This is a genomic window from Aestuariibius insulae, assembly GCF_040783535.2.
Taxonomy (GTDB): Bacteria; Pseudomonadota; Alphaproteobacteria; order Rhodobacterales; family Rhodobacteraceae; genus Aestuariibius; species Aestuariibius insulae.
In genome coordinates this window covers 1,087,493-1,099,749 of sequence record NZ_JBFONW020000001.1, presented here as the reverse complement: position 1 = coordinate 1,099,749, position 12,257 = coordinate 1,087,493, and the positions used below count along the sequence as shown (strand labels likewise).

At 63.1% G+C, this 12,257-nt stretch carries 12 protein-coding genes; 6 read left to right on the top strand and 6 right to left on the bottom strand.

Annotated elements, in window-relative coordinates; genetic code table 11:
• Positions 1–2: 2 nt before the first annotated feature.
• Entirely contained in the window at positions 3–1,076 is a 1,074-nt protein-coding gene (locus tag AAD018_RS05390) for a BMP family ABC transporter substrate-binding protein (protein WP_367313151.1), read from the top strand.
• A 787-nt stretch (positions 1,077–1,863) separates the two neighbouring features.
• On the opposite strand, the gene AAD018_RS05385 is transcribed toward AAD018_RS05390, so the two are convergent.
• Together AAD018_RS05385 and AAD018_RS05380 are read right to left on the bottom strand one after the other, a co-directional pair.
• Positions 1,864–2,496: a Hint domain-containing protein gene (locus AAD018_RS05385; RefSeq protein WP_367313152.1), complete on the bottom strand. Its 633-nt coding sequence runs from the start codon at positions 2,494–2,496 to the stop codon at positions 1,864–1,866.
• A gap of 110 nt (positions 2,497–2,606) precedes the next feature.
• A complete protein-coding gene (locus AAD018_RS05380; protein WP_367313153.1) occupies positions 2,607–5,093 on the bottom strand; it encodes a GcvT family protein in 2,487 nt (828 codons plus the stop codon).
• A gap of 266 nt (positions 5,094–5,359) precedes the next feature.
• Here AAD018_RS05380 and panC point away from each other — a divergent pair, with 266 nt between their 5' ends.
• Positions 5,360–6,205 carry a pantoate--beta-alanine ligase gene (panC, locus tag AAD018_RS05375; protein WP_367313154.1) on the top strand — a complete coding sequence of 282 codons (846 nt, stop codon included), beginning with the start codon at positions 5,360–5,362 and terminating at the stop codon, positions 6,203–6,205.
• A complete protein-coding gene (panB, locus tag AAD018_RS05370; RefSeq protein WP_367313155.1) occupies positions 6,202–7,011 on the top strand; it encodes a 3-methyl-2-oxobutanoate hydroxymethyltransferase in 810 nt (269 codons plus the stop codon). The genes panC and panB overlap by 4 nt, the downstream gene beginning before the upstream one ends.
• 2 nt (positions 7,012–7,013) lie before the next feature.
• Here the strand turns inward: panB and AAD018_RS05365 are convergent, their stop codons facing one another.
• Positions 7,014–7,781 (bottom strand): NAD kinase, encoded by a 768-nt coding sequence (locus AAD018_RS05365; RefSeq protein ID WP_367313156.1) that lies wholly within the window; start codon positions 7,779–7,781, stop codon positions 7,014–7,016.
• Positions 7,782–7,940: 159 nt separating this feature from the next.
• On the opposite strand from AAD018_RS05365, the gene glyA reads away from it, so the two are divergent.
• The gene (gene glyA / locus AAD018_RS05360) at positions 7,941–9,236 is read left to right on the top strand and encodes a serine hydroxymethyltransferase (RefSeq protein WP_367313157.1); all 1,296 of its coding nucleotides are present in this window, start codon (positions 7,941–7,943) and stop codon (positions 9,234–9,236) included.
• 65 nt (positions 9,237–9,301) lie between these two features.
• Here glyA and AAD018_RS05355 read toward each other — a convergent pair whose 3' ends face one another.
• Positions 9,302–9,676 carry a hypothetical protein gene (locus tag AAD018_RS05355; RefSeq protein ID WP_367313158.1) on the bottom strand — a complete coding sequence of 125 codons (375 nt, stop codon included), beginning with the start codon at positions 9,674–9,676 and terminating at the stop codon, positions 9,302–9,304.
• Positions 9,677–9,710: 34 nt separating this feature from the next.
• Between AAD018_RS05355 and AAD018_RS05350 the strand changes: the two genes are divergently transcribed.
• On the top strand, positions 9,711–10,433 hold the full coding sequence (locus AAD018_RS05350) for an alpha/beta fold hydrolase (RefSeq protein ID WP_367313159.1): 723 nt from the start codon (positions 9,711–9,713) through the stop codon (positions 10,431–10,433).
• On the opposite strand, the gene AAD018_RS05345 is transcribed toward AAD018_RS05350, so the two are convergent.
• Complete coding sequence (locus tag AAD018_RS05345) at positions 10,430–11,080, bottom strand: hypothetical protein (protein WP_367313160.1); 651 nt, start codon at positions 11,078–11,080, stop codon at positions 10,430–10,432. The two genes, AAD018_RS05350 and AAD018_RS05345, sit on opposite strands and share 4 nt — an antisense overlap.
• Complete coding sequence (locus AAD018_RS05340; protein WP_412005180.1) at positions 11,077–11,892, bottom strand: pesticin C-terminus-like muramidase; 816 nt, start codon at positions 11,890–11,892, stop codon at positions 11,077–11,079. Before AAD018_RS05340 ends, AAD018_RS05345 begins: the two co-directional genes overlap by 4 nt.
• Positions 11,893–11,983: 91 nt before the next feature.
• Between AAD018_RS05340 and AAD018_RS05335 the strand changes: the two genes are divergently transcribed.
• Entirely contained in the window at positions 11,984–12,121 is a 138-nt protein-coding gene (locus AAD018_RS05335; RefSeq protein ID WP_367313162.1) for a hypothetical protein, read from the top strand.
• Positions 12,122–12,257 lie beyond the last annotated feature (136 nt).

Below are 12,257 nucleotides of genomic sequence, written 5' to 3'. Positions count from 1 at the left end.
ACATGTATCGCAGAACACTTCTTGGGGCGGCTGCCGCCCTTGGGCTGGCCGGGATGGCCTTTGCGCAGGACGATCCGGTCAAGGTCGGGTTCGTCTATGTCGGCCCCGTGGGCGACGGCGGCTGGACCTATGAACACAACAAGGGCCGTCTGGCGGTCGAGGAGCATTTCGGCGATGCGGTCGAGACGGTCTTTGTCGAAAGCGTGCCCGAAGGTGCCGATGCCGAGCGGGTGATGACGCAGATGGCGCTGGATGGGGCCGATCTAATCTTTACGACGTCCTTTGGCTATATGGATGCGACGATCGCGACGGCCGAGAAGTTTCCGGATGTGAAGTTCGAACATGCGACCGGCTTTAAGCGGGCCGACAACGTGTCGACCTATTCGGCGCGGTTCTATGAAGGGCGCGCCATTCAGGGTCATATTGCGGGCAAGATGACCGAGAGCAATGTGATCGGTTATATCGGGTCCTACCCGATCCCCGAGGTGATCCGGGGGATTAATGCCTCCTACCTGCATGCCAAGGCGGTGAACCCGGATGTCGAGTACCGGATCGTCTGGGTCTACACCTGGTTCGATCCCGCCCAGGAGGCCGAGGCCGCGCGGACGCTGATCGATCAGGGCGCGGATGTGATCCTGCAGCATACGGATTCTACCGCGCCGTTGGCCGCCGCTGAGGAGGCCGGGAACGTGATTGGCTTTGGGCAGGCGTCGGACATGGCTCAGTTTTCGCCGTCGCCGCGCGTCAGTTCGATCATCGACGATTGGGCGCCCTATTACATCGACCGCGTGCAGGCTGTCGTCGACGGGACCTGGGAAAGCGTGGATACCTGGGACGGGATCGGCCCGGGTATGGTCGGGATCGGCGAGATCACCGATGCGGTTCCGGAGGATGTGAAGGCCGAGGCGCTCGACATGAAGGAGCGGATCGCGGCGGGCGACTATCACCCGTTTACCGGTCCGATCAACAAGCAGGACGGTTCGGTCTGGCTGGCCGAGGGCGAGACCGCATCGGACGAGGATCTGCTGGGCATGAACTTCTATGTCGAGGGGATCGAGGGCGACATTCCCGAATAGGGTTTGTCTGATCCGAGTTTGAAGGCCCTTCGTTGCGGAGGGCCTTTTTTCGTGTGAACGAATGACAAATCAAGCTCAGATCAACAGGTGCTGCGCGGTGCACGAATGACGGCTTCAACTCTATCAATTTGCCCAAGACTTAGTCGAGTTTTCCCGACAATTCTATGCTGCGCGACTTCGCTTCGTTAGGCTTACTCCAATTATACTCTGCTTTTGACTGAGGAATGACGTGTCGTTGAAATTCACCGACGAGAGCTCGTGTGAAAGAAGCACGCCGTGATGGCGACAGCGAGCTTAGGATGGATGGCCGCCAGCTTGATGCGCTCGGTCTAAAAACGAAGGTGCCTGCGAGATGTTTCACGTCTTCCGACAATTGATAGCTTGGTTCCGTCCCCCGACATATGATCCCAAGAAGCCTCCTCTCGGAATGGAAGCGACGAATCTAGATCTAGTGAACAGAACAAATTCAGAGAACGAGCGGATCGAAGACAAAAACTGGCGAGACATGAACCGACGCTAGAACAGAATAGAAATTTACGAACTCGTAACCGGATTGCTTTTTTCAGGTTCGATGAGGTTCCGTCAGTTCAAATCTGTGAGCCAACATCGGGGCAGCCGGAGTGAGATAACGGCCCGTCCCGCATCTATGACATCGGGCAAGGACTGCTGCGAAACCTGCAAGGCCTGTCAGACGCGCCGCGCCCGGAGGCCGGATCAGGATTGTTCACTGAGCATTTAGTCGCGCCTGACAATATGTGAGGTCACCAAGTACCGTCTTCGATGAAAATCAGGCGAAGGCTGGGGCGTAATCGTCAGCCTCAACGGCGGGATAGGGCAGCGGGGCGACAGGTGCGCCCTTGCCGCGTGCGGCGGGAAAAAGGCGCATGATTTCGGATCGGCCTGTTTCCGGGACGGCTGCCAGATGGTCGGGGCTGACATGGAAGGTCTCGACCGGAAGGCCGCTGGCCATCACGACCTGGGGGCCATCGAAGACGATATTGTAGAGCGTGATGTCGTCCGTCGTCCTGTCGAGATGGGCCTTGTCGCTAAGCCCGACAAGATCGCGGGCCATCATCAGGCCGCCCTGCCCGCCCACATCGCTGAGCAGGTGGGCCGGGACGAGGATCCGATGATCCGGCGCAAGCGTGAGGGATCGCTGCGGCATCATCGGACCCACGACACGTGGCCCAAGGCAGACAGGCACGCAGGACGGATCCTCCTGCCGTTCGGCAAGAGTAAGCGTGCGCGTCCAGACCATGCGAACCGGCTGCAGACCGCCGCCTCGCGTTACAATCAGATCACCGGGACGGATATTCTCGACACGGCGTTCGCCGCAAGGTGTCCGAAGTTGGGCATCCGCCGAGAGCCCGGTGACAACAGCACTTGTTACGTTATCACCGATCTTTGAGATAAAGCTCATGACCGCGCCCTTCTAAGTCCCCTACCGAAACAATGCTGCATAGCACTGCGGCAGGATCATGGTCAGACGGCGCGAGTCATGTCCGAATTGCGGCAGGGGCGCGGCAAGATTCAGTTATCCACACGAATCCGCTCATTCCGGGGGTCATAAGGGCTGTCTTCAGTCACGGTGGCGGGCCAGAGACGGTCGAACATCTTCACCTCGAGCGCCTGACCCGATTCGGCCAGATCGGGGCGGACATAGCCCATCGCGATGGACTCGCCGAAATGGGCGGAATAGCCGCCCGAGGTGCAGCGGCCCACCCGCTCTCCGTTCAGGTAGATCGCCTCACGACCCCAGGGATCGGCATCGTCCGGGCCGTCCACCAGCAGGGTGACGCATTTGAAGCGGAGGCCCGTTTGCTCCATCGCGGCTTTGCCGTGGAAGTCTTTGCCGAGGTCGACAAAGCGGTCGAGACCTGCCTCTAGAGGGGTGGCATCGCGGCCCAGTTCGGTGCCGAAGGCGCGGTAGGATTTCTCCTGCCTCAGCCAGTTCTGGGCGCGGGCACCGACCAGCTTGAGCCCGTGCTTTTCGCCCGCCGTCATGAGCAGATCGAAGAGATGGTTCTGCATTTCGATCGGGTGGTGCAGCTCCCAGCCCAGCTCTCCGGTATAGGCGACGCGGATGGCTTTGACGGGGACCATGCCGAGCTCGATGTTGCGCATCGAAAGCCACGGGAAGCGCTTGTTTGACAGCGCGGTGTCCGGGTTGGGATCGTTGATCAGCTCGGCCAGGACGGCGCGGGATTTGGGACCGGCGATGGCGAAGACGCCCCACTGGGTCGTCACGTCCTCTTCGTTGATGCGGCCGAACTCGGGCTCTTTGTCCTCGATTGCCTTGTAGAGAAAATCCTCGTCATAGGCGTGCCAGCCCCCGGCGGAGACGAGGTAATAGTCGTTTTCGGCCTGCCGGACGATCGTGTATTCGGCATGCGTCGTGCCCGCAGGGCCCAGCGCATAGGTCAGATTGATGCGGCCCACCTTGGGCAGCTTGTTGGTTGTGAACCAGTCGAGAAAGGCTGTGGCGCCGGGACCGGTCAGGCGGTGCTTGGCGAAGGCGGTCGCGTCGATCAGGCCGACGCCGCTGCGGATCGCCTCGGCCTCGGCTTTGGCGTATTGCCACCAGCCGCCACGGCGGAAGCTGCTGGCGGCCATGTCGTCAAAGCCCTTAGGGGCGAAGTAGTTGGGCCGTTCCCAGCCATTGACCTGACCGAATTGGGCGCCGTGCGCCTTCATCCGATCATAGCAGGGCGCGGTCCGAAGCGGGCGGGCCGCCGGGCGTTCCTCGTCGGGCCAGTGCAGCTTGAGGAGGAAAGGATAGGTCTCCTCGTTCTTTTGAACCGCATATTCGGAGGTCATCCAGTCGCCGTAGCGCTTGGGATCGAGGCTGGCCATGTCGATCTCGGCCTCGCCTGCCGTCATGACCTGCGCGAGGTAGTGTCCTGCCCCGCCCGCGGCGGTGATCCCGAAGGAGAAACCTTCAGCCAGCCACATGTTGCGGAGGCCCGGCGCGGGACCCAGAAGGGGATTGCCGTCAGGGGTGTAGCAGATCGGGCCGTTGAAATCGTCCTTGAGCCCCACTTCCTCGGTTGAGGGAATGCGGTGGATGAAATCCATATATTCCTGCTCGATCCGTTCGAGATTGAGCGGGAAGAGATCGGCGCGGAAGCTGTCCGGGACGTCAAAGCGGAAACGGTGCGGCGCGCCGTCCTCGTAAGGGCCGAGGATCCAGCCGCCGCGTTCCTCGCGGACATACCAGCGGGCATCGACATCGCGCAGGACGGGATGTTCGCCGTTCTGCTTGCGCCATTCGACGAGGGCGGGATCGGGTTCGGTGACGATATACTGATGCTCGACCGGGACGGCAGGCGTCTTGATCCCAAGGAGGCGGGCGGTGCGCTGGGCATGGTTGCCGGTGGCGGTGACGACATGTTCGGCGTGGATGACCTGCTGCTCGTCCGTGGGCACCAGATTGCCGCCCTTTTCGGTCATCTTGGTGACAGTGACGTCCCAGTGATCGCCGGTCCATTCGTAGCCATCGACCTGCCACTTGCGCTCGATCACGGCGCCGTATTGGCGTGCGCCCTTGGCCATGGCCATCGTGACATCGGCGGGGTTGATGTAGCCATCGGTGGGGTGGAAGATCGCGCCGACCAGATCGTCGGTGCGCACGAGCGGATAGCGCTCCTTGATTTGGTCGGGGCTCATCCATTCGTAGGGGACGTCCACATTCTCGGCCGTGGTGGCATAGAGCATGTATTCGTCCATCCGCTCCCGGCTTTGGGCCATACGCAGGTTGCCGACGACCGAGAAGCCGGGATTGAGGCCGGTTTCCTCTTCGAGGGTTTTGTAGAACTTGATCGAGTAGTCGTGGATATGGGTCGAGGCGTAGCTCATGTTGAAATAGGGCAGCAGGCCCGCCGCGTGCCAGGTGGAGCCCGAGGTCAGCTCGTCCCGTTCGAGCAGCATCGTCTCCCAACCGGCCTTAGCGAGATGATAGGCGATGGAGGTCCCGACGGCCCCGCCGCCGACGACAAGCGCTTTCACATGGGTCTTCACATCACTCTCCCGTCCCCGAATTGACGCAGAGCGTATCGATCCGGGGCAGGCTTTCGCAAGCGCCGTCCGACGCTATGGGGCGCGGATGCGACTATCGGTACCAAGGAAGAGGGGTGTATGGGGCTTGATGCATGCTTTCCCCGATTGTTCACGCAGGGGCGGCAGCCTTGGGGGCTGCGTTACGCGCTTCCTTACTCATCGGCTTGCCCGTCGGTAGAGGGCTCTTTATGCCTTGAAAAACCGAGACTGTCCGGAGGCTTTCCCCTTTGAAGGTTTGCACGAAGATTGCCGATTTTCGGCGGCAGATTGCTCCGTTCCGGGTGGCGGGGGAGACGGTTGGGCTGGTGACGACGATGGGGGCGCTGCATGAGGGGCATCTGGCGCTTGTGGCGGCGGCGAAGGCTCAGACCGCGCGGGTTGTGACGACGATCTTCGTCAATCCCACGCAGTTCGGCGATCCCAAGGACCTTGAGAGCTATCCGCGCGACGATGCAGGGGATCTGGGCAAGTTCGAGGATGCGGGCGTCGATGCGGTCTTCATGCCGTCGGTGGATGAGATGTATCCCAAGGGCGATGAGACCATCGTGGAGACGACGCGGCTGGCCAATATGCTGCACGGCAAGGTCCGCCCCGGGCATTTTCGCGGCGTGGCGACGGTGGTGACGAAGCTGCTGAATATCGCGCAGCCCGACGCGGCCTATTTCGGCGAGAAGGATTGGCAGCAGCTTCAGGTGATCAAGCGGATGGTGCGTGATCTGCATATGCCGGTGCGGATCATCGGCGTGCCCACCAAGCGCGAGGCGGACGGGCTCGCTATGTCCTCGCGCAATCAGCGCCTCGGGCCCGATGACCGGGCGGCGGCGATCGTACTGTCCCAAGCGCTCGACAAGGCGGAGGCGGCGGCGCGCAAGAAGGCGACCGTTTCGGAAATCGAGAGCCTGCTGCGCGGGACCATCAATGGCGAGCCGCGCGCGAGCCTGAGGGCCGTCGATATCGTCTGGACCGACACGCTGGAGCGGGCGCAGGGGCCGCTTACGCGGCGGGCCGCTTTGCTGGTCTCGGCCGAGTTCGGCGGTGTATTACTGATCGACCAGAGGGAGATCGCTCCATGAGCAAACAGACCAAGATCCGCCGGATCACCGCGCCGGAAATCGCTGCGCGCAAGGGCAAAGAGCCGATCGTATCGCTGACATCCTATCACGCGCATACCGCCGCCATCGTGGAGCAGCATGCCGATTTCATCCTTGTGGGCGACAGCCTCGGGATGGTGATGCACGGGATGGAGAACACGCTGGGCGTGTCGATGGAACTGATGATCGTGCACGGTCAGGCGGTGGTGCGCGGCACCAAGCGGGCGCTGATCGTCGTCGACATGCCGTTCGGCAGCTACGAGGAAAGCCCGGAGGTCGCCTTTCGCAACGCCGCGCGGATCATGAAGGAAACGCAATGCGGCGCGGTCAAGCTGGAGGGCGGGCAGTCGATGGCCGAGACAATCCGTTTCCTGACCGAGCGGGGCATTCCGGTCATGGGCCATACCGGGCTGACGCCCCAATCGACCCATGTGATGGGGGGCTTCAAGACGCAAGGCCGCGATGAAGACACCTGGCCCGATCTGATTGCGGATGCCAAGGCGGTCGAGGAAGCGGGTGCCTTCGCGTCGGTTCTGGAGGGCGTGGTGGAGCCGCTGGCGCGGAAAATCACCGAGGAGATCTCGATCCCGACCATCGGGATCGGGGCGTCGGCAGCCTGTGACGGGCAGATCCTCGTGCTGGAGGACATGCTGGGGCTAAGCGACTGGGTGCCGAAATTCGTCAAGGTTTACGGCTCGCTAGGGCCGATGATCGAAGAGGCGGTGCGCAGCTATGCGGACGAGGTGAAGTCGCGCGATTTTCCCGGCGAGGATCAGGTCTACCGCTGATCTTACGTGAATTGCTCGCGGATGAGCCGTTCCTCGAGCCCATGGCCGGGATCGAAGAGCAGGCGGTGCGCGATGGACGGATCGCTGCGGATCTCGGCCCAAGCGACATCTCGGACCGAGCGACGGCTGTCGGCATCGGCCATGACGGGACGCTTTTCGGGAGAGAGCACCTCGAACCGGACGACCGCACTCATCGGCAAGAGCGCGCCGCGCCAGCGGCGGGGACGGAAGGCGGCCATGGCGGTAAGGGCGAGCACGTCCGCGCCGATGGGTAGGATGGGGCCGTGGGCCGAATTGTTGTAGGCGGTCGATCCGGCAGGAGTGGCGACCAGCGCGCCGTCGCAGACCAGCTCTGACATCCGCTCTCGCCCATCGACGAGGATCCGGAGCTTGGCCGCCTGGGGACCCGAGCGCAGCAGGCTCACCTCGTTGATCGACAGGGCCTCGCAGCGCATACCGCCGACAGTTTCGGCCACCATGGAGAGCGGATGGATCACCGCCTCTTCGGCGGCGGCGAGGCGGTCGATGAGATCGTCCTCGCTGTATTCGTTCATCAGGAACCCGACGGTGCCGCGGTTCATTCCATAGACCGCAGCGGGCATGTCCTGGGTCGCATGAAGCGTTTGCAGCATGAAGCCGTCACCGCCAAGCGCGACGATCAGATCGGCCTCTTCGGGGGGGACAGAGCCGTGGCGGTCGCTTAGGCGCTTGAGCGCTTCCTGGGCGAGATCCACCTCGCTGGCCAGAAACGCGATCTTGGGTCCGGCCATCTGGCCCTCCTGCCGGGTCGTTCGGGGCAACTCTTGCCTGCGCCATGGGGAAAGGCAAGCGGACCGATTAATCGGCCTCGCGCCCGTTTGCCGCCTTTTCGTGCTATGCTTGATCCGCTAAAGACGCGCCAACGCTGCCCTGCCTGAAGGAGAGAGACCATGAACGCCCCCCACCGTGACGACGGGTTCTTCACCGAAGGTCTGGGCACGCGCGATCCCGACATCGCCGCTGCCACGCGGATGGAGCTGACGCGCCAGCGCAGCGAGATCGAGCTGATCGCATCCGAAAACATTGTCTCGGCCGCCGTGATGGAGGCGCAGGGCGGCGTGATGACGAACAAATACGCCGAGGGCTATCCGGGCCGCCGCTACTATGGCGGGTGCCAGTATGTGGATATCGCGGAAAATCTTGCGATCGAGCGGGCGAAAGAGCTCTTCGGCTGCGACTTTGCGAATGTGCAGCCCAATTCGGGCAGTCAGGCCAATCAGGGGGTCTTTACCGCGCTCTTGCAGCCGGGCGACACGATCCTCGGCATGAGTCTTGATGCGGGCGGGCATCTGACGCATGGGGCCAAGCCCAACCAGTCGGGCAAATGGTTCAACGCGGTGCAATACGGCGTGCGCCAGCAGGACAACCTGATCGATTACGACCAGATGGCGGAGCTTGCGGCGGAGCATAAGCCCAAGATGATCATCGCGGGCGGATCTGCCATTCCGCGCCATATCGACTTTGCGCGGATCCGCGAGATTGCCGATAGCGTGGATGCCATCGTTCTGGCCGATGTGGCGCATTTCGCAGGTCTGATCGCGGCGGGGGTTTATCCCTCGCCATTCCCCCATGCCCATGTGGTGACGACAACCACCCACAAGACCCTGCGCGGCCCGCGCGGCGGGATGATCCTGACCAATGACAAGGCGAATGCCAAGAAGGTGAATTCGGCGATCTTCCCCGGTATTCAGGGCGGCCCGCTGATGCATGTGATCGCCGCCAAGGCGGTCGCTTTCAAGGAGGCGCTGGAGCCGGGGTTCAAGCTTTATCAGGAGCAGGTGATCCGCAACGCGCAGGCGCTGGCGGATGAGTTGATGAAAGGCGGGCTCGATATCGTGACGGGCGGGACCGATTGCCATGTGATGCTGGTCGATCTGCGGCCGAAGTCGGTCAAGGGCAACGCGACCGAAGAGTCGCTGGGCCGGGCGCATATCACCTGCAACAAGAACGGCATTCCGTTCGATTCCGAAAAGCCGATGGTCACGTCGGGGATCCGTCTGGGATCGCCTGCGGGGACGACGCGCGGCTTTGCCGAAGAGGAGTTCCGCCAGATCGCGCGTTGGATCGTCGAGGTCGTGGACGGCCTTGCAGCCCATGGCGCGGATGGCAATGCCGAGGTCGAGGAGAAGGTGAAATCCGAGGTCGAGGCGCTTTGCGCGAAGTTCCCGATCTATCCGAACCTCTAGACAACCCACTGATCCAATGAACAGACGTGTCTCGGCCTTGAGCCGGGACCTCTGGCTCGCCGCTCCTAGACCGTGCCGGTCCAGACGAGGGCGAGTACGATCAGGATCCCCACGACCAGAATATTGAACGCGATGGCAGCGGCCAGATTGATCCGCCGGGTCCAGCGCAACTCTCCCGGTTCGGTCTGTTCGAGAAAGGTCCGCATGTCGCGATAGATCCCCTCGAGCGACCGCAAATCGATCTGGCGCGCCAGTTTGGGATGGCCGCCGAAGGACCGGGCCTCGATCAGACGGGCTGCGTTGCGGCGCTGGCGCCGGGGCAGCAGACGCCCGGCCTTGGCGACCTGCCGCTCGAACGGCACGTTCGGAAGCGCCAGCCGCTCCACCATCATCCGCTGCAGCTCAGCCGCCATCTCGTCCACGCGCGCATCTTGTGTCATGACAGCCTCTTAGGCCGCGCAAAAGGAGCCGACAATGCTCAACACGACAAGCCAAGGCACAGGACCCCGCGTCGTCATCGCCCATGGCCTTTTCGGGTCGGGCCGCAACTGGGGTGTGATCGCCAAGCGTCTGGCGGACAGCTTTGAGGTCGTCACGCCGGATATGCGCAATCATGGGAGCAGCCCGAACTACCCCACCCATAGCTACGAGGATCTTGCGGGCGATCTGGCGGAGCTTGGCCCGGCTCATTTTGTCGGGCATTCCATGGGCGGCAAGGCGGTGATAGCTCTGGCGCTGACCCGGCCCGAGCTGGTCGAGAGCCTTGCGGTGCTCGATATCGCGCCGACGTCTTACAGCCATTCCCAGATGGGTCCGCTCGAGGCGATGCGGCGGGCCGATCTGAGCGGGATCACGCGGCGATCGGAGGTGACGCTGGACGGGCTAGATGCGGGAACGGCGGCCTTTCTGCTGCAAAGCCTGGATGTGGAGGAGCGGCGATGGCGACTCAATCTCGACGTGCTGGCCGATGAGATGCCGAAGATCCTCGGGTTTCCCGATCTGGCCGGACGTTACGAAGGGCCTGCTCTTTTCCTGCGTGGTGGGAAGTCGGCCTATGTCGAGCATGGGCATGAGGATCGGATCAGAACGCTTTTCCGCGCGGCCCGGATCGAAACTGTCGATGGGGCAGGCCACTGGCTGCATGCGGACAAGCCCCGGGAGGTCGAAGCCGCACTTCGGGCATTTCTGACGACCTAGTCCGGATCGCAGGCATCGCCGACGCCGTCATCCTCTCCCGGCAGGAAGACGCAGAGCGGCAGGGCGGTGACCGCCTCTCCTTCGAGCCCGGTCAGGACCAGCGCATAAACGTCATAAAAGCTGCCGTCGCGCGCTTGTTCTTCATAGACCACGAGCGCATCAGGCTTGCCGTCGTCGGTCCAGTCTCCCACGGCAAGGGGCGCGATGCTGATGACCCAGAACTGGTCCCGGGCCATCGCCGCCGAGCAGAAGACGGTCCAGTCCACATCGTAGAGCTTATCGAGCGTGACCGGATCGGTCCCCTGGGGCAGCCGGGGCGCGGAGCCGTTGGGAAAGCTGCGCAGGTCCATGTTCTGGATCGATCCGTCGAGGACCCTGCAGGCGGTTGGCCTCTCGGTCTGGAGCGGCTCGCCGATGCCAAGCAGGAAGCCGATCTCGCAGGAGACGAACCGCTGCGGCTGCACGGCGGGGCTTCGGCGCACCTCGGGATAGGCGGCAAGATAGTCGCCGCAGGTGGGAAAGGCCGGCACGCCGGTTTCGATCGCGGCCACCTCGTCGGGGATGGCCGAGGGCAGATCATTGCGGAGCCGGTCCGGTTCGGCCAAGGCCAGACCAGGCAGGATCAGGGCGAGCAGGGCCAGTCTCATTGCGTGTCCTCCCCCGACATGGCGGCTTCTTCGAAATCGCCGTCCAGAAGCGGCTCGAGATAGGCGGCCTCGCGTCTGCGGCGGGATGGGTAGCGGTCGCCGAAATCGCGCAGCTCGTCATGGGCGGCTTGCCAGTCCTGCATGAGAATACTGCTCCAGAAACTCGGGGTCCGGGTGGCGAGATCGCCGTATTGGAACGCGACGGACATGATGACGGTCTGCGCTTCGGGCGGCAACTCCCGAAAGAAGTGACCGGCCTCTCCCATGCGGGCGATGGCGGTGTCGAAGCGGGCCGCGACTTCGGAGGCTTTCTCGCGCTTTACGGCCTGGTCGATTGCGTCCGCATCCTCAGAAGAAATCGTGAGAGGAGAGGCACTTAGCGCCTTCTGGGCGGCGTCGCGGCGCAGGCCGAGATAGGGGCGGAGCGTCTCGAAGAGGGGGGTGCCGCGGGGGGCGATGAGGTTAAGGTCATCCTCGCTGTGCTGGCCCAGATCGAAGCCCGTGCCGATGGTTACGCCAGAGCGGCCCACGACGCGGCCGTCGCCGTCGGAGGGGATGTAACCCTCTGTAATCGCGGCGCCTTCCTGCTCGGCAATGAAGGCCCAATCGATGTCGAACTGCATGGATCCTCCGGCCGCGCCTGTCCGGTCTGATCTAGAGGACGCGGCGGATGCGTCAAAGCGGCGCGGGTAAACCAGTTTGGTTTCGAGGCGGGCGGGAGGCGAATTGGGCCGTCGGTATCCGGTCGGTATCGCGTCGGTATCCGGTCGGTGGATTTCGCGCATGTCCCCCGCCCGCCCGGGCCGCGACATATAAGCGACGCCCTAGCGGTTCTTTCCTCCGCGGAGCCTTGCGCGACGAAGGGGCGGCGATATCATTGCGGCCAGTTCAAGGAGAGACCCGATGCGCCGGATGATTTTGATCGCCCTGACCCTTACTCTTGCCCATGGCACGCTGTCGGGCTGCGCGCTCGCGGTTGGCGCGGGGGCGGCGATCGGCGCGGATGCGATCGCGGAGGATCGGGGCGGTAACCTTTTCTAGGCGCCCTGCCCCGTGCCGAGTTCCTCGTGACCGGTTGGAAGGGGTTTGGGGATGGGCGAAGGCGGCCCATGCTGCGCTTGGCTTTTCCGTTGGGCGTTGGTCGTAGGCGGGTGCGTGGCTCACCGCCTCTGCGTGA